The organism is Corallococcus sp. CA047B, from assembly GCF_003612065.1.
Classification (GTDB): domain Bacteria; phylum Myxococcota; class Myxococcia; order Myxococcales; family Myxococcaceae; genus Corallococcus; species Corallococcus praedator.
The window spans coordinates 1-16494 of sequence record NZ_RAWD01000221.1; the positions used below are offsets into that span (position 1 = coordinate 1).

Here is a 16494-nt window from a genome sequence, read left to right on the forward strand (position 1 = left end):
CGCCCTCCCCGCCCATCGACGTGCGCATGGGCCTCAACCTGGGCGCCATGGGCGGCGGCACCTCCGGGGACGTCTTCCTCGGCATGGAGGGCAGCGCGCTGGGCGTCGCCCTCCAGGGCACGAAGCTGACGCTGCCCACCGACGACGGCACCGCGGGCACGGACGTCATCAACCTGGTGTCGTTGCACGTCACCTGGGCCGCCCTGTCCACGGACCGGCTGCGGTGGCGCGCGGAGGCCGGCTTCAGCTTCGCCAACGCGCCGGACATCTTCTTCGCGGGGCCCAGCCTCGCCACCTCCCTGGAGGCCTGCCTCGTGGGCCCGCTGGACCTGGAGGTGCGCGTGCAGGGCACGCCCACCCCCTACCGGCAGCTGGACGCGAGCGCGGGCCTGGCGGTGCACCTGGGCGCCTTCGTGATGCGCGCGGGCTGGCGCGGGCTCATCCTGGACGACGCGGGCAAGGTGGACGGCGTCGCGCACGTGGACCGCTTCACCGGCCCCTACGCCGGCGCGGGCTTCGCCTTCTAGGGTCGCGAAGCAGGCGCCCGGGGGCCGCCCGGTGTCCGGAGGCGCACATGCCCTCTTCCCGACACGCACCCCCACCCCGGGGGCCCTGGTGTCCAGGAGGGTGATGGCGGTTGAATATTCCGGGCGAGCAGGCGTCCAGATGCCGTGGCCCATCCCGTGGGCCGGTGAAGAGGAGGGGTTCGCCGTGGGCTTCTGGAAGATGCTGAGTGCAGCGCTCGCTGTCGGTGTCCTGTTGGGGGCGGCGCCCGCCGAGGCCCGCTTCGGCAAGCGCTCGAAGCCGGGCTCCTCCTCGAAGCCCTCCGACTCCAACAAGGACAAGGACTCCCGGGATGAGGGGTCCGCGCACCGCGCCAGCCCGGCCGGCCGGCCCTCCGACGCCCCGGTGCGCGCGAGCGTGCGCCCCAGCCGCGCGCGTCTGTCCTGGTTCGAGTTCCTCTTCCTGAGCCGCCCCTCCGCCTACCACGGGGCGCGCGTGACCAACGTCCGCCCGGGCGTGCGCGCGGCGGCGATGCCCCCCATGGTGCGGCTGAACGTGCAGGGCGACATGTTCGGCGAGACGGGCGGCGCGCTGGGCCTCTTCATGGCCCTGGACGGCCAGCGGTTGGGCATGGACGCGCGCGTCACCGGCATCGCGCTGTCGGCGGACGACGGCTCGCAGGACGTGGACCGGCTCACGCTGTTGGACGCGCACCTGACCGCGTCCCTCTGGTCCAGCGAGCGCGGCCGCTTCCGCATCGAGGGCGGCATCGCCAGCGCGCACGCCCCGGACGTCATCTTCGTGGGCCCCAGCCTCGCCGCCTCGCTGGAGGCGTGCATCGGGCCGTCACCCCTGGACGTGGAGGCGCGCATCCAGGTGGTGCCCTTCCCGCACCGCCAGGTGGACGCGCAGGCCGGGCTCGCGCTGCACCTGGGCGCCCTCAACCTGCGCGGCGGCTGGCGCACGCTGTACCTCAACGACGCGGGCCACCTGGATGGCGTCGTGCACGAGGACGCCTTCTCCGGCCCCTACCTGGGTCTGGGCCTTTCGTTCTGAAGGCTGAAAGGCTGAAAAGACTCCCGGGGTCTCGCCGTTCGCGAACCCCGGGAGGCGCACTGCCCGCCTATTCCTCCGGCGACGCCGCGTAGGAGGTCGGGGACGCGGTCTCCGCCCCGGTGCCGTTGGCGGCGCCCGAACGCTTGAGGGTGCCGCGCCGCTTGGGCGGAGGCGCCAGCACGGGCGGCTTGCCGAAGACCCGCTCATAGGCCCCCGGCGTGTTGATGTTCACGATGACGCCCGGGTCCTTCACGCTCAGCCGGCGCGGGTTGAACGCCTTGAGCGCCGTCTCCAGGTCCTCGCCCTCCGCCTGGAGCAGCTTCTCCGCCGCCCCCTGGGAGAGCACCACCGGCCAGCCCACCGCGCTGTCGTACTCCGGCCGCAGGGCCGCGGTTCCCTTCATGTCCCCGCGCTCCATCTCCTTGAGCAGGGTCTTGACCGTGTTGACGCGCAGCGCGGGCATGTCCACCGGATGCACCATCACCACGACGGCGTTCTCGGGGTCTGTCCCCCGGGCCTCCTGGAGCGCCGCCTCCAGCCCGACCTTCACCGACGCCAGCAGGCTGCGCTCCCAGTGCTCGTTGGTCACGAGCATCAGGGACGGGTGCTGTTCACGCACCGCCGCCGCATCGCTGCCCACCACGCCCAACACCCCACACCCCGCCTTGACAAAGGTGGACGCCAGCGACTGAAGGAAGCTCTTGCCCCCCTCATGCTCGATGTTCGCTTTGGGGTGAGGCATCTTCTCCTGGGATTTCCCCGCCGCCAGGATGATCGCCACTGCCTTCATGACCCGCCTCCTCCGCCCGCGGCGGAAAGCCGTGAGCACCGCTAACAGGCTGTTGACCTCCTTCCGGGATTGCAGCCAGCCCGCCAGTACGAGTCGTCAGACAGCCGCCAGTCACACGGGGAGGTGTTGGCTGTCGCCCCTTTGCGCAAGGGCAGGTGTCCACCATCGGTCAGGTGTCCGGCCTCCGGGGCTTCCCCTCCCTGGAGTGCGAGTGACACGGCGCCGGGGACGTTGCCCTGCCCGCCCCTCCCTGGAAGGCCCCCTTGGGCCACGCGAGGAGGCGAAGCGAGCGCCCTTCAGTGCAGCCAGCCGCTCGACGCCGCCAGCCGCAGCGGGGCCACGGGCTCGGCGGTCGTTTCTTCCGGCGCGGCCAGCGCCTTGACGGTCAGAATTTCAGCCAGCCGCGCCAGCGGACGGCGACGCGCCACGCGGTGCAGCTCGTCCTCGGTGACCTCGCCCAAGAGGTCGCCGCCACGGCCCTCCACCACGGGCAACACCTGCACGCCGTGCCGGTACATCTGCTGGAGCGCACCCAGGACGGTGTCCTCGGGGAACAGCGTGAGGGCGCGGGAAACGAAGGTCAGGAACTCAGGGCTGCGGCACATGGACACGTGAGGCCTCCGGTGCTCGGCGTTCGGGCGCCGTGTACCGCAAGGGCCTTAGCAATCCGCTTGCCGAAGCCCAGAAGCATCCAGGCGAGCCCGGATCCGCCCCTACTTCTTGCCCACCGGCTTCACCGACTCCACCAGCTTGCGGAAGTGCTTCTCCGCCGCGTTCACCGTCTTCTCCGGCCCGGTGAGCTTGTAGAAGAGCGCGCCCTCCGGCCCCTCCACGATGGCGCCGCGCAGCTTGAAGCCCGGCTTGGGCGCGGACGGTCCCATCATCGGGCCACCGCCCGCGTACGTGCCCTTCACCTCCACCGTGGTGACGGGCATCCCGTTCACCTTCTCCTGCTTCGTCTTCGCGTCCTTGGCCGGATCCACCGGCTTGCCGTCGGGCTTCTGGAATTGCGACACCCAGCGCTGCACGTTCGCGTCCACCGCGCCGCCCTGCCCCGCGCCGAAATAGAAGACAGCCAGCTCCGCGTCCTCCGCGTCTCCCTTCGCCGCCGGCACCTTGTAGGTCGCCGCGCGCATCGGCCGCGCGGGCTGGACGGTCCACTCCGCGGGCGCACTCCACGTCAGGCCTCCGGCCTCCTCCGCGCTCGCGCCCAACGCCACGGTCATCACCAACACAGCCAGCAGTCGTCTCATGGGGCGCGAGCGTAACCGCGTTCACGCGCGCGTCACGCCTCTCATCCCGCACGCACCGCGCGAGACGTCCACTCGCACGCAGGCAACGCCACCCCATAGCTGACTCATCGCGTCAATCCCTGTCACTTTGTGACGGACAGAGGGCGTGCTACTCACTGCTGTGTTTCCAGCAGTACACCTTGGCTGGAGGGGAATCCCACCATGAAGAAATCGCTGTTCCTTGGGGCCATGGCCCTGGGAGCTGTTGCCTGCACGCCCGAGATCGCGCAGGACGCTCCGAATACGAACGTTGGCCTGGCGGAGTTCGATCCCACGGGCTCTCCCGCCGTCGTGCCGTCCCCCAACGACCTGGCCATCAATCGGGCCACGAAGCTGGTGAACGCGCCCATCAATCCGCTGGCGTCCGCCGCGGAGCAGGAGTTCACGCGCGACTACCTGAACTCGCTCAACGGCTTCCCGACGTCCGCGATCGCGACCACCAAGGTGCAGGACCTGGATCCGCGCTCGATGAGCGCGCAGACGGTCATCTTCATCGACCTGAAGGCCGGCACGCCCATCGCGACCAAGCCGGTCACGCCGACCATCGCGTACAACGAGACGACGGACCTCATCAGCCTCATCCCGCCCGTCGACCAGAACACCGGTCTGCCGGCGTGGCCGAAGGGCGGCCGCTACGCGGTGGCGCTCATCGGCGGTGAGAACGGCCTGAAGACCACCGGCGGCAACCCCATCATCGGGTCGGCCACGTGGGCCTTCGCCAGCTCCGTGAATCCGCTGGTCACCTGCGAGGACCTCACCGCGCCGGACTGCGCGCCCGCCACGGAGATCATCCCCTCCACGGAGACGGACCCCGCCAAGCGCCTGGCCGACCAGACCGCCAGCGCGGTGCAGTTGGAGCAGCTGCGCCGGGGCTACGCGCCGCTCATCGAAGGCCTGGTGAAGAAGGGCTTCAAGCGCGAGGACGTGGTCCTGCTGTGGACCTTCACCATCCTCGACCAGCCGGAGGCCACCATCAACCTGGCGGCCAACGCGCGGCTGCCCACCATCATCCCCTTCCCCAACGACCTGCTGCGCGCTCCGGCCACCGCCACGGCGCCCGCGCACCTGAACTTCCCCGTCCCCGCGCAGGACGGCCTGCAGAAGCAGCTGTTCCAGGGCCTCAACACCCTGGACGGCTTCTCCACCACGGGCGCCATCGTGTCGGAGAACGGCGACGCGCAGGGCGTGCTGGACGGCACGCAGTTCCGCGACGCCTCGGACGGCCCGGCCCCCAAGGTGGATCCGGCCTCGCTCGCGGCGGGCGTGATGTTCCTCAAGCTGTCCAACCCGACCACCGGCACGGCCCCGGACGTGGCGGTCTGCCTGGTGAACAACACCGGTGACTGCGGCACCAGCGTCGGCGCCGCGGGCGTCGCGCCCGTGCCCCAGCAGCTGCAGATCGTCCCGAAGGCGCCGCTGGATGGCGCCACGCAGTACGGCGCGGTGCTGACCACGGACCTGATGGACACCCAGGGTCGCAAGGTCGCCCCGGCCACGGCGTTCGCGCTGATGCGTCTGGCGAACCCCGTGTTCGCCAATGGCAAGAGCCAGATCTCCTCCGTTCCGGACTCGCTCGCGCAGGCGCTGGAGCCCGTGCGCGCGGCCTACAAGCCGTACTTCGACGGTCTGGCCAAGGCGGGCCTGCCGCGCTCGAAGGTCGCCCTGGGCTGGTCGTTCACCACCCAGAGCACCACGTCGGTGCTCAGCCAGCTCCACGCGCTGCCCACGGCCGTCTCGTACCCGAACGCGCCGAACTACCTGGCGCCCATCACCACGCCCATCAAGGCGACGATGGCCGGCCGCGGGCTCGCCACGGACCAGATCGGCAACATCTACGAGGTGCAGGCCAACACGCCGTTCCTGCTCACGGGCCCCAGCGGCACGCTGAACCCGAACCCCCAGGAAGTGCGTCCCACCCGCTACCCGTTCATGCTGTTCCTGCCCGCCGCCGCCGCGCCCGCCTCGGGCTACCCGGTGGTGGTGTTCGGTCACGGCCTGAAGAGCAGCCGCGGCACGGTCATCTACCTGGCCAACAAGCTGGCCGGCGCGGGCTACGCGGTCGCCGCGATGGACACCGTCTTCCACGGTGAGCGCAGCAGCTGCGTGGGTTCCGCCGGGTCGTTCGCGGGCTCCACGAGCGACGACAGCGCGTGCGCCGACTCCACCAACCAGCGCTGCGAGACGGACGTCTCCAAGTCCTCCTACGGCCGCTGCGTGGCGCGCACCGACGCTACGCGCCAGAGCTGCGACGACGCCTCCCGCGGCACCCTGCCCGCGGACTTCTTCTGCTCCGCCGTGCACTCCCAGGGCCGCTGCATGGCGGACAACAAGTGCGAGGGCGGCAGCTTCAAGATCAGCGCCAGCACGGGTGCTCCGGAGATCTCCGGCTGGAACATGCTGAACCCGGGCAACCTGTTCGCCACGCGCGACAACTTCCGCCACTCGGTGGTGGACTTCGCGCAGTTCCAGCGCGTGCTGTCCAGCCCCGAGCTGGCCACCCTCCTGGGCGACTCCAAGCTGGACGCCACCCAGGTGGACTACGTGGGCCAGAGCCTCGGTGGCATCCTGGGCACGCTCATCACCAGCACGTCGCCGCGCGTGGACCGCTCGGTGCTCAACGCCGCGGGCGGCAACCTGGCGGGCATCCTGCTGACGTCGCCGGCCTTCGCGCCGGTGAAGGACGCGTTCCTCGGGCAGCTGGCCACCGCGAACATCGTCCCGGGCATCCCGGCGTTCGACACGTTCATCAGCCTGGCGGGCACCATCCTGGACCCGGCGGATCCGCGCAACTACGCCTACGGCCTGGACAACACGGCGGCGGCGGGCACGGACGCGAACGTCCACCGCACCCTCATCCAGTCCATCAAGGACGACCAGGTCATCCCGAACACGGCGACGGCGGCGCTCATCGCCTCGGCGAACCGCGCCAAGGCTCCGCGCACGGTGGCCACGTACATGTTCCCCGCGTCGGCCGCGAACCACAGCTTCCTGGCCTTCGACCCGACGGCCCAGGACCAGGTCGTCTCGTTCCTGCAGTCCGGCACCGTCGCGGCCCAGCCGTAACGCACCCTGAGAGAGGACTCACACACTCATGAAAAAGACACTCTCCCTCGTGGCGATGCTGGCGGCTGGTACGAGCCAGGCCGCGGGCTTCCAGATCGACACCCACAGCGCGCGGGCCACCGGCATGGGCGGCACCGCCACGGCCGGGCTGGATGACTCCAGCGCCATCTACTACAACGCGGCCAACATCATCGGCGTGAAGAAGCTGGACATCACCCTCGGTGACACCGGCATCCTCCCGTCCATCACGTTCCAGCGGGTAGGCGGCGAGCAGGAAGGGCAGAAGACGACCCTGTCGCCTCCGCCCCACTTCTTCGTCGCGTACAAGCCCTTCGAGAAGCTGGCGGTCGGCGTGGGCGTGTACACGCCCTTCGGCGCGCGCAGCCGCTGGGAAGACGGCTTCAGCGGCCGCTTCCGCGGCAACGAGTCGTCGCTGGCCACGTACTACATCAACCCCACCATCGCGTATGAGCTCCACGAGCGCTTCCGCTTCGGTGTGGGTCTGGACATCGCGCGGGCCACCATCGAGCTCACGCGCGGCCTGGACTTCGTCAACAGCGAGGGCAGCATCCACCTGGGCGGCGCGGACTGGGGCTCCGGCTTCAACGTCGGCGTGCAGGCCCTGGTGCTGGAGAACCTGAAGTTCGGCCTGCACTACCGCAGCGCCATCCAGATCGAGTTCAACGGCAAGGCGGACTTCCAGAACATCCCGGTGGAGTTCCAGAGCCGCCTGCGCGACCAGAGCGCGCGGGCGGACGTGGTGCTGCCGTCCACCGTGACGGCGGGCCTGTCGTACTCGCCCATCGACCGGCTGAACCTGGCCTTCGACGCGAGCTGGGTGGACTGGTCCAGCTTCGCGGAGCTGGCCATCCGCTTCGAGGACTCGTCCATCGACAACCCGCTGCCCAAGCGCTGGCACGCCAAGTGGAAGTACGCCCTGGGCGCGGAGTACGGCGTCACGGAAGCGCTCCAGGTGCGCGCGGGCTTCGTGTACGACCCGTCGCCCAGCCCCAACGCCACGCTGACGCCGGACCTGCCGGACGCGAACCGCATCAAGGCCACGCTGGGCGTGGGCTATGCGTTCAATCCCTTCCGCGCGGACCTGGGCTACCAGTTCGTCGCGCTGGCGGACAAGGAGAGCAGCGCTCCGGGCATCCCCGGGACGTACTCCGGCTCCGCGCACGTGTTCGGCCTGACGCTGGGCTTCTCGCCCCAGTAGTCGGCAACCGACAGTCCTGAAGCACCGGACGCCCGGACCCTTCCCTCGTGGAAGGGCCCGGGCGTTTCGCTTACGGTGCCGGCCGTGAGCCCTTCCAAGCCCGGCCGCAACGACCCGTGCCCCTGTGGCAGCGGGAAGAAGTACAAGGCCTGTCATGCCGCCGAGGACCGCGCGAAAGCCGCGCCGCCTCCTTCCGCCGCTCCCGCCCATCCGCTGAAGCAGGACCTGGAGGCCGCCATGGCCCTCCTGGGTGACGCGGACGTGTCCCGCCTGTCCGGTGCCCTGGAGCACCTGGGCGTGCTGCTCGCCGGGGCGGGCCCCCAGCCGGGGTTGCGCTACGACGAGAAGGCCTTCAGCGAGCACGTGGGCCAGGCGCTGGCGAAGCTCGCGGCGGAAGAAGGCCTGGACGCCATGGAGGCCCGAAACCGGCTGCGCGTGGGCGTGGTGCGGGAGCTGGGCACGCGGAGCTTCCAGGAGAAGCTGGGCGCGGGGCTGCTCGCGCAGGCGGCCCGGAGCGGGCGCACGTCGGAGGAGCGGCGGGCGCTGAGCGTGGGCGCGCTGCTGGCCACGGCGGCGAAGAAGACGGGCCGGGTGCGCCCGGAGGACAACCCGGTGCTGGACGTGGTGTTCGACGTGCAGTTCCGCGAGTGGAGCCAGAAGCACGCGGAGGTGGTGCGCAAGTACGAAGCGCTCATCGCCGGCATGGAGCCGGAGGCCCTCACGCCCGAAGCGGCGGAGGCCCTGCGCAAGGCGGAGGCCGGCGAACTGGACGCGCTGGTGAAGCACGTACAGGCGGACCCCGCGCTGGTGGAGCGCATCTCCCGCGAGGCGAAGGAGCGCGCGCAGCGGGTGGAGGCGAAGCTGCGCGACCCGGCCACGCCGTCCGTCTTCTCGCCCGAAGAGGAGCTATGGCTCACCTGTTCGCTGTGGGAGCCCCTGCGCGCGATGAAGTCCCCGCCCGGAGACGCGCAGGGCCGGCGGGAGGTCATCGCGGCGCTCCTGCGCGCGGTGAAGGTCGCGGTGGATCCGGACTTCCTCGAAGGGATGCTGGAGCGGCTGCGCGCGGGGGCGAAGGACGCCGCCGCGGATGAGCCCACGCGCGAGTGGCTCACCGACGCGGCCATCGCCTTCGAGGCGGAGCCGGCGCGGCTGGTGCTGGCGGCGCTGCTCACCGCGCGGCAGGAGGCGCGGGGACGGAGCGCGGAGGAGATGGTGGCGCTCGCGGACCTGAAGGCCCTGCCCGCGTGGACGCCGGAGCAACTGGAGCCCTACCGGCAGTTGCTGGAGAAGGAGGGCCGCGCGCAGGGCGCGGACCGCATCCGCCGCGCGCAGGACTGGCTGCGCGAGCACCCGGTGAAGCTGGACGCGGAAGGCTAGAGGGCTAGATGAAGAGCGCCTTCGCGGTCTGCTGAAGGCGCTCCGTGCCCATGCGCATCAGCAGGCCCTTGAGGCCGGGCTGGCTGAGCAGGTGCCGCTCGAACGCGGCGCGCTCCAGGCGCAGCACCACGCAGTCCGTCCGCGTGCGCACCGTCGCGGACACGGGCTTGTCCAGCAGCAGGGAGATTTCACCGAACACGTCTCCCTCGCGCAGCTCCGGCAGCGCCACGGTGCGGCCCGACGGCTGCTCCAGCGACGGCAGGCACTGGCCGCGCAGCAGCAGGTAGAAGGCATCCCCGGGCTGGCCCTGCGTGAGCAGCACCTGTCCCGCGGGGATGGCGCGCAGGTCGAACTCGCGCGACATGGTGAGCTTGAGTTCGGGGGACAGCTTGTTGAACAGGGGGCTGGTGCGCAGCAGGTTCTCCACCAGCCGGCGCCGGTAGAACGCCTGCACCGCGACGTCCACCTCCGGGTGCGCGGGGATGACGCGGGCCAGGTGGTCGCGCTTGAACTCCAGCAGCACGGAGCGCTCCATCACCTCCACGCTGGCGAGCCTGGGCCCTTCCGACACCAGCGCCACCTCGCCGAAGAACTGGCCCGGCCCCAGCGTGGCCACGACCTGGCGCGCGTTGCCTTCCACCCGCCGCGCCACCTCCGCCCGACCCTCCACCAGCGCGAACATCGAATCGCCCGCCGCGCCCTCCTCCACCACCTTCTGGCCCGGCCAGAAGGCGCGCACCTCCAGCGCCTCCACGAGCGCCACGAAGGACTCGCGCCCCACCCACGACAGGATGGGCACGCCCGGGTCCGTGCCTTCGGTGACCAGGGCAAGGGACGGGGCCGGAGCTCCGGGCGCCAGGGCGAAGCGCTCCGCCAGGGTCCGCACCGTCTGGGGTCGGGCGCCCCGGAGCCCCCGCGAGAGCACGGTGGCGGCCACCGCGCGGAGCAGGTCCCCGGCCTGGGTCCAGGCGAGCGCCGCGTCGTCGTAGGCGCGGGCGGCCTCGGGGGTCCGCTCCAGCCACTCCAGCAGTTCGGCCACGCGCTGGTGACCTTCCGGGTCACCCGGGGCGGCGCGCAGGACTTCCTGGTAGCCGGCCAGCGCCGCTTCCAACTGCCCCTGCGCGGCCAGGGCCGCTGCCTGCGCCTTCAAGGACCGCGCGTGTGGGGTGTCCACCATGAGGGCCCTCTGTAACCCAGGAGCGTGGCGCGCGCACGCCCCCGGAGGTCCCAGAAGGATGTCACTGGACACCACCCAGGAGGGGGGCCCCTTGTCACGTCAGGAATGACTTCAGCTGCTCAGCGCCCGCACCCGCTCCGCCAGGCTCTGCGTGAAGAGGCGGAAGATGCGCAGGGCCGCGGCCTCGTGCGTCTCCAGGAAGTACTGGAAGTCCGTCCGGGTCACCCGCAGCGCGCGCACCACCGTGTGCGCCCGCACGTGCGCGGACACCGGCCCGTCGAGGATGAGCGAAATCTCTCCCAGGAACGCGCCCGGCCCCAGCATGTTGAGCTGGCGCGCTTCCGGGCCCGGGCCGGTGGACACGCTCACCATGCCCTCCAGCAGCACCACCAGCCCTCCGCCCTTCGCGCCCTTCTCCAGCACCGTCGTCCCCGCCGGCACCAGCACCGGCCGCGCCAGCCGGTACAGGTCGCGCATGTCTTCCAATGACAGACCATCGAAGATGGGAATGGCTTTCAGATAGCCATAGCCATCCACCACCGGCGGCGCCTTCTCCGCCGCGACGGCCCCCTCCGGCGGCGACGCGAGCCCCATCTGCCGCAACAGCCGGGACTGCTCCGCCTGGAGCATCACCGCCCCCGCGCCCGTCGCGTGCTTGAGGCCGTCCGCCAGCAACACCAGCGCGCGCCACGTCGCGCCCTCGGCGTCCAGCAGCGAGCTCATCCGCAGCACCGCCTCCGGGCGCTGGGCGTCGTCCGTGGGGACCGCTCGCAACATCTCCAGCTCCGCATGCGTGTTGCCCAGCATGTGGAACACCTCCGCGGCCTCCATCGGTCGGTTCATGCGCCCCAGCAAATGCGCCAACGACTCGCGCGCGCCCAGTGCCTGGTACAACGCCAGCGCCTGCTCCAGCGAACCCGCCCGCTCGAAGGCCGCCGCCGCGCGGGCCTGCTCCCCCACCCGCAGCCAGGCCTCCGCCGCCAGCAGCGGTGCTCCCGCCTGCTCGTACATGGGCGCCGCCGCGCGGTCGTCACCGTCGGACTCCAGCAGCCGCGCCGCGCCGGTGTAATCACGCGCCTGACGCAACACCTCCACCAGCGTCTCGCGCGTCGCCGCGGGCACCACCAACGCCTCCTCCAACACCCGCTCCCGGTGCCCCGCCGCCATCGCCTCGTAGGCGCGCACCGCGTCCTCCACCGCGCCCTGCATCACCCGCGCCCACACCCTCCGGGTGACACTGGAACCGGGTCCCTCGCCCACTTCGCCCAGGTTCGAATCCATTGGAGTCACGGCCTTGTCGTTCCTCCCGGACACCCGGCGGAAAAGGGGTGTCACGCCGGTGTCCGGGACCCCATCTCCGTAGCATCCTGAAACAGGGAAAGCCAGCCATCACCGGCAACAAAGGCAGGCGTTGAACACCTGGGTTCGCACCGAACACTGGCACTGTTTCCGGGGCACCCGGTGACGCACGGAGGCCATCCGAACCTGAGAGGTTGGGAAGGCCATGCGATGAAACACGGCACTTTGGGGCCGCTTTCCCGGGCGAAAGGGATTCCCCACCTTCGGTGCGCCTTGCCCCAGGGCCCCTACCCAAGGTGTCTTCCCAGATGAAGTCACTCCCCGTCGCCTTCCGTTCTCTTAATGCATTGGAATTCCCCGCCGCGCGGTGGTGCTGCCTGCTGATGCTCGCGGCGGGGCGCGTCGGAGCCGCCGAGCCGGAGGCGCCGCCGCCTGCCCCCGCCCCCGTCCAGGCCGAGCCCGCCGCGCCGGCCACGGCCGAGACCGCCGTGGCGGAGGACGCGGTGTGGGGAGAAGAGGCCCTGATGCAGGCGGACTTCCCACCCGAATGGCAGAAGGCCGCCGAGACCCTGACCCAAGGCCCCCGGGTGGTCTGCTCCGGCGTCAGCACCCAGCTCCATACGCCCGGGCTGTTGCTGGTCACGCCCCAGGACTCCTCCGCTCGGGGGAAGCTCCTGTTCATCGCCTGTCCCATCAGCGACGGCGTCGTGATGAAGACCGTGTCCGTGGAAGCGCGGGCCTTGAAGGGCGCGACCTGCCTCACGAAGCCGGAGGGCCCGAAGGCGGCGACGGTGGCCTGGTCCAACGGGGAGTCCTCCGTGCTGGAGCTGAAGGACGCGGAGGCCACCGTCGAAGGCGACCTGCGGGTGCTCACCTCCAAGGGGACCGTCAAGGCCGGCCGCCATCAGGGCCAGGCGGTGAGCTTCTCCACGTCGGTGTCGCTGACGACGACGCTGGCCGGCTGCATGCAACCCTCGGGGCTCGCGACGAATACGGGCATCACCACCGTCACCTTCACCGAGCCCTGAGTCCCAGCACGGTCGCTCATCCGGCGTGCTGTTCGGGGACATCTTCTTCCGACGACGCCACGCGCCACTCCGGGAAGGGGTCGCGCATCCGGGCCCAGGCCTTTGGCCCCTTCGCCAGCTCCGAGGGGGTGAGCAGGCAGCGCTCCAGCGCCTTCGCCAGCGCTTCGTGGTCCGCGTCACGCGTGATGAACACGACCTCCTGGCGCCGGTCCCCGTACGGCCCGGCCGCCACGTCGCGCTCCAGCTCCGCGCGCTGCTCCGGCTCGTCGGGCCATTGTTCGCGCGGCATCGCGGACCACCAGATGCCCGCGGGTTCGAAACCGCACGCGCCTCCCGCCTGCGCCCACAGGCCGGTGATGTCCATGCGCGTCGCCAGCCAGAAGAACCCCTTGCTGCGCAGCACGCCCTTCCAGCTCCCGTGCACGAAGTCCCAGAAGCGCTTCGGGTGCAGCGGCACGCGGCTGCGGAAGACGAAGCTCTTGATGCCGTATTCGTCGCTCTCCGGCACGTGTTCGCCGCGCAGCTCCTGGAGCCAGCCCAGGGCGCGGCTCGCGCGCTCGAAGTCGAACAGGCGCGTGTCCAGCACCGACGCCAGCGGCACCCGGCCCCGCTCCGACAACACGATGCGCGCCTGCGGGTTCAGCCGGCGCAGCACGTCCTGCAACCGCCCCAGCCCTTCCGCGTCCACCAGGTCCGTCTTGTTCAGCACCAGCACGTCCGCGAACTCCACCTGCTCCACCAACAGGTCCACCACCGTGCGCTCGTCCTCCTCCGCCAGCGCCAGCCCGCGCTCGGCCAGCCCCTCCGACGCCTCCCAGTCCCGCAGGAAGTTGAACGCGTCCACCACCGTCACCATCGTGTCCAGGCGCGCCAGCGCCGACAGGCTCTGGCCCTCCGCGTCCTCGAAGGTGAAGGTCTCCGCGACGGGCAGCGGTTCGGAGATGCCGGTGGACTCAATCAGCAGGTAGTCGAAGCGCTTCGCCTCCGCCAGCCGCGCCACCTCCCGGAGCAGGTCCTCGCGCAGCGTGCAGCAGATGCAGCCGTTGGACAGCTCCACCAGCTTCTCCTCCACGCGGCTGAGCGCGGCGCCGCCCTTCACCAGCTTCACGTCGATGTTCACCTCGCTCATGTCGTTGACGATGACCGCCACCCGCAGGCCCTCGCGGTTGTTCAGGACGTGGTTGAGCAGCGTCGTCTTCCCCGCCCCCAGGAACCCCGACAGCACCGTCACCGGCAGCCGCGCGTCCTGCGGCTTCGTCACGGCCCGCCCTCCACGAAGGGCCTGCGGAACACGAGGGGGAGGCGGTGGCACTTCGGCATGACGGGACTCCAGGCAGGAAGGGACTGGAGTTTTAGTAACCAAGTTGCATTAACAAAACAAGTGCATCGCGCCTCCGTCACCCTGACGGGCCCTGGGCGTCCTTGGGGTTCCGGGGGAGGACTCCGGTCGCCTGCCCTCCGCGCGGGGAGGCGGGACGCGGTGTGGTAGCGTTCAAAGCGCAAGCGTCGCTATGCAGGGCCGGGCTGGGCGATATCGTGGGGGCACATGGGGTCCAACCCCGGAGCGTCGCGATGAAGAAGCCACGAATCACGGGGGGATGGGGTGCGGCGGCGGTGGCCGTCCTGTTGGGCTCGGGCACGGCCTGGGCGCACGCGGGCCTGCCGGAGACGTCCAACGTCACGCTGCGGCGCGGGCACCCGGAGGACTACTTCGTGGGGGCCACGTTCGGCGCGGTCATCTCGCGCGACAGCGGGCAGACGTGGCGGTGGGTGTGTCCGGATGCCATGGGGTATGGCGGCTGGCGCCCGGAGTCCTTCGTCTGGCGTGGTTCGGGTGAGCTGCTCGCGGCCACCGGCAACGCGCTCCTGCGCTCGAAGGACGGCGCGTGTTCGTGGTCCGCGCACCCTTCCTTCAAGGACACCTGGGTGACGGGGCTCGCCGTGCACCCCACCGACGACGCGGTGATGTACACGGCCACTGGCCGCTCCACGTCCGCGACGAATGGCCTGTTCCGTTCCGACGATGGCGGGGAGACGTGGCGCGCCCTGCCGCTGCAACGCGCGGGCATCCTCTTCTCCGCGGTGCGTGTGTCCACCGCCAACCCGAGCACGCTCTACGTGTCCGCGTCCGACACCACGCGCATGTACCTGTTCCGCAGCGACGACGCGGGCGAGACGTGGGAGGAGGCGACCCAGACGTTTCCGGAGCTGGTGCGTCCGTTCGACTTCGTGGTGACGGCGACGGACCCCGTGGACGCGAAGGGCGTCTGGGCGCGAGTGTCCGCGCAGGGCTCCACGCACATCCTCCACAGCACGGACGGCGGGCGCACCTTCACCGCGCGCTCGGGCAGCGGCATCGACGACGTGTTCGTCAACATGGACGTCTCCTCCGATGGCGGCACCGCGTGGGTGTCCACCTACAACTCCTTCTTCCGCAGTCAGGCGGGAGGGGCCTTCGACAAGCTCACCCTGCCCACCGGCAACGCCTGCGTCACGCGCGTGGGCGAGGTCCTCTACGGCTGCGGCTCGCCGTGGCTCCATGACTGGTCGCTGGCGCGCAGCCACGACGACGGCACCACCTGGGAGCCCCTCTTCAGCCTGGAGAACATCCAGGGCAGCCACCAGTGTCCGGCCGGCACGCCCGTGCGGGACCTGTGCCCGTCGCGCTGGCCCCAGCTCGCGGAGACGATTGGCGCGCCGCTCTACCCGGATGGCATCCCCGACGCGGGCGTGCCCGACGCAGGCACGTCCACGGTCGATGCGGGTGTGGTGCCTCCTTCCGATGCGGGCACGTCTCCCGACGGTGACGATCCCAAGCCGCCCCCCAAGTCGGGCTGCGCCGCCGCGCCCGCGACCACGTTGCTGCCGTTCCTCTTCCTGCTTCCCCTGTGGCGCCGCGGCCGGCGGCGCGAGGACTCCCGACCATGAAGACGCCCTCCCTGCTGTGGAGCACCGCCGCCGTCGCGCTGCTCGGCCTGACGGCCTGCTCCGGCGACGACGAAGTCACGCCCGAGTGTGGCGAGCCGCTGTACGCCGGTGGGGCCACGGACGAAGCGTGGCGCACGCTGGTGGATGCCCAGAACAAGGCCCAGGACAGCTCGCGCGCGGTGACCATCGTGTCGCCCGAGGCCCACCAGACGTACCTGTCCACCGACGCCGCGCCGCTGTGGCAGTGGACGTCCCCCCTGCGCGCGTCGTTGCAGCGGCCGGGACGCACGGGGCCCTCTCCGGTGGCGCGGCCTCGCGACACGGGACGCTCGGTGCTCGCGTGGCTGGGCAACCAGGTGCTCCCCACCGCGGAGGCGCACCTGCCCCCGTACACGGGCGACCTGTACTGGGTGAAGGTGCAGGTGCCGGGGCGTCAGTGCCCGGTGGAGCTGTTGACGTCGGAGTTGCAGTGGCAACTGGATGACGGCTCCTGGCGGACGCTCCGCGACGCGGCGGGGCAGGCGCTGTCGGTGCAGGTGCTGAGCGCGTACCTGGTGCAGAACCGCATCACGGAGGGTCCGTACACGCTGGCGGCTCCGGTGTCCTTCGGCGTGGCGGGCGTCCGGTGAGGCGCGCCGTCTGGCTTTGCGCGTTAGCGCTGGCGGCGTGCGACAGCGGCGGGACGAAGGCGGAGGGCACGCTGGAGGTGCCCGCGCTGACGTACGCGGATCCCACCCCGTGGACGCGGGGCGGGACGACGG

Annotated in this window: 13 protein-coding genes and 1 pseudogene; 8 read left to right on the forward strand and 6 right to left on the reverse strand. The window is 71.0% G+C overall.

Annotated features, from left to right (window positions below; all coding sequences use genetic code 11):
- Both D7X74_RS43150 and D7X74_RS28240 read left to right on the forward strand, forming a co-directional pair.
- Positions 1–527: pseudogene (locus D7X74_RS43150) on the forward strand (hypothetical protein); the annotation flags it as partial.
- 139 nt (positions 528–666) lie between these two features.
- The gene (locus D7X74_RS28240) at positions 667–1560 is read left to right on the forward strand and encodes a hypothetical protein (protein WP_233602294.1); all 894 of its coding nucleotides are present in this window, start codon (positions 667–669) and stop codon (positions 1558–1560) included.
- Positions 1561–1627: 67 nt separating this feature from the next.
- Here D7X74_RS28240 and D7X74_RS28245 read toward each other — a convergent pair whose 3' ends face one another.
- The 3 genes from D7X74_RS28245 to D7X74_RS28255 form a co-directional block, all read right to left on the reverse strand.
- Positions 1628–2350, reverse strand: coding sequence for an NTP transferase domain-containing protein (locus D7X74_RS28245; protein ID WP_120536107.1), 723 nt, complete (start codon positions 2348–2350; stop codon positions 1628–1630).
- A gap of 296 nt (positions 2351–2646) precedes the next feature.
- Positions 2647–2955, reverse strand: coding sequence for a CBS domain-containing protein (locus tag D7X74_RS28250; protein ID WP_120536119.1), 309 nt, complete (start codon positions 2953–2955; stop codon positions 2647–2649).
- Positions 2956–3063: 108 nt separating this feature from the next.
- Positions 3064–3603 (reverse strand): hypothetical protein, encoded by a 540-nt coding sequence (locus D7X74_RS28255; protein ID WP_199732784.1) that lies wholly within the window; start codon positions 3601–3603, stop codon positions 3064–3066.
- Positions 3604–3804: 201 nt separating this feature from the next.
- Between D7X74_RS28255 and D7X74_RS28260 the strand changes: the two genes are divergently transcribed.
- The 3 genes from D7X74_RS28260 (at position 3805) to D7X74_RS28270 (ending at position 9301) form a co-directional block, all read left to right on the forward strand.
- Positions 3805–6705 carry a hypothetical protein gene (locus tag D7X74_RS28260; protein ID WP_120536109.1) on the forward strand — a complete coding sequence of 967 codons (2901 nt, stop codon included), beginning with the start codon at positions 3805–3807 and terminating at the stop codon, positions 6703–6705.
- A gap of 28 nt (positions 6706–6733) precedes the next feature.
- A complete protein-coding gene (locus D7X74_RS28265) occupies positions 6734–7924 on the forward strand; it encodes an OmpP1/FadL family transporter (RefSeq protein ID WP_120536110.1) in 1191 nt (396 codons plus the stop codon).
- A gap of 84 nt (positions 7925–8008) precedes the next feature.
- Positions 8009–9301, forward strand: coding sequence for a YecA family protein (locus D7X74_RS28270; protein ID WP_120536111.1), 1293 nt, complete (start codon positions 8009–8011; stop codon positions 9299–9301).
- Between the two features lie 4 nt (positions 9302–9305).
- Here D7X74_RS28270 and D7X74_RS28275 read toward each other — a convergent pair whose 3' ends face one another.
- Both D7X74_RS28275 and D7X74_RS28280 read right to left on the reverse strand, forming a co-directional pair.
- Positions 9306–10478, reverse strand: a complete 1173-nt coding sequence (locus D7X74_RS28275) for a cyclic nucleotide-binding domain-containing protein (protein ID WP_120536112.1) — start codon at positions 10476–10478, stop codon at positions 9306–9308.
- 111 nt (positions 10479–10589) lie between these two features.
- Complete coding sequence (locus tag D7X74_RS28280; RefSeq protein WP_120536113.1) at positions 10590–11759, reverse strand: cyclic nucleotide-binding domain-containing protein; 1170 nt, start codon at positions 11757–11759, stop codon at positions 10590–10592.
- A 326-nt stretch (positions 11760–12085) separates the two neighbouring features.
- On the opposite strand from D7X74_RS28280, the gene D7X74_RS28285 reads away from it, so the two are divergent.
- Positions 12086–12805 (forward strand): hypothetical protein, encoded by a 720-nt coding sequence (locus tag D7X74_RS28285; RefSeq protein ID WP_147444310.1) that lies wholly within the window; start codon positions 12086–12088, stop codon positions 12803–12805.
- Between the two features lie 16 nt (positions 12806–12821).
- Here the strand turns inward: D7X74_RS28285 and zigA are convergent, their stop codons facing one another.
- On the reverse strand, positions 12822–14066 hold the full coding sequence (zigA, locus tag D7X74_RS28290) for a zinc metallochaperone GTPase ZigA (protein WP_120536115.1): 1245 nt from the start codon (positions 14064–14066) through the stop codon (positions 12822–12824).
- Between the two features lie 311 nt (positions 14067–14377).
- Here zigA and D7X74_RS28295 point away from each other — a divergent pair, with 311 nt between their 5' ends.
- Both D7X74_RS28295 and D7X74_RS28300 read left to right on the forward strand, forming a co-directional pair.
- The gene (locus D7X74_RS28295; protein ID WP_120536116.1) at positions 14378–15733 is read left to right on the forward strand and encodes a hypothetical protein; all 1356 of its coding nucleotides are present in this window, start codon (positions 14378–14380) and stop codon (positions 15731–15733) included.
- Complete coding sequence (locus D7X74_RS28300; RefSeq protein WP_120536117.1) at positions 15730–16362, forward strand: hypothetical protein; 633 nt, start codon at positions 15730–15732, stop codon at positions 16360–16362. Before D7X74_RS28295 ends, D7X74_RS28300 begins: the two co-directional genes overlap by 4 nt.
- Positions 16363–16494 lie beyond the last annotated feature (132 nt).

Bases quoted from the DNA above. Each gene is read 5' to 3' on its own strand.
- D7X74_RS28250 (WP_120536119.1), bottom strand. From the start codon at position 2,955: ATGTGCCGCAGCCCTGAGTTCCTGACCTTCGTTTCCCGCGCCCTCACG.
- D7X74_RS28275 (WP_120536112.1), bottom strand. From the start codon at position 10,478: ATGGTGGACACCCCACACGCGCGGTCCTTGAAGGCGCAGGCAGCGGCC.
- D7X74_RS28240 (WP_233602294.1), top strand. From the start codon at position 667: ATGCCGTGGCCCATCCCGTGGGCCGGTGAAGAGGAGGGGTTCGCCGTG.
- D7X74_RS28300 (WP_120536117.1), top strand. From the start codon at position 15,730: ATGAAGACGCCCTCCCTGCTGTGGAGCACCGCCGCCGTCGCGCTGCTC.
- D7X74_RS28295 (WP_120536116.1), top strand. From the start codon at position 14,378: ATGAAGAAGCCACGAATCACGGGGGGATGGGGTGCGGCGGCGGTGGCC.
- D7X74_RS28255 (WP_199732784.1), bottom strand. From the start codon at position 3,603: ATGAGACGACTGCTGGCTGTGTTGGTGATGACCGTGGCGTTGGGCGCG.
- D7X74_RS28260 (WP_120536109.1), top strand. From the start codon at position 3,805: ATGAAGAAATCGCTGTTCCTTGGGGCCATGGCCCTGGGAGCTGTTGCC.
- D7X74_RS28280 (WP_120536113.1), bottom strand. From the start codon at position 11,759: ATGGATTCGAACCTGGGCGAAGTGGGCGAGGGACCCGGTTCCAGTGTC.
- D7X74_RS28285 (WP_147444310.1), top strand. From the start codon at position 12,086: ATGAAGTCACTCCCCGTCGCCTTCCGTTCTCTTAATGCATTGGAATTC.
- D7X74_RS28245 (WP_120536107.1), bottom strand. From the start codon at position 2,350: ATGAAGGCAGTGGCGATCATCCTGGCGGCGGGGAAATCCCAGGAGAAG.
- D7X74_RS28265 (WP_120536110.1), top strand. From the start codon at position 6,734: ATGAAAAAGACACTCTCCCTCGTGGCGATGCTGGCGGCTGGTACGAGC.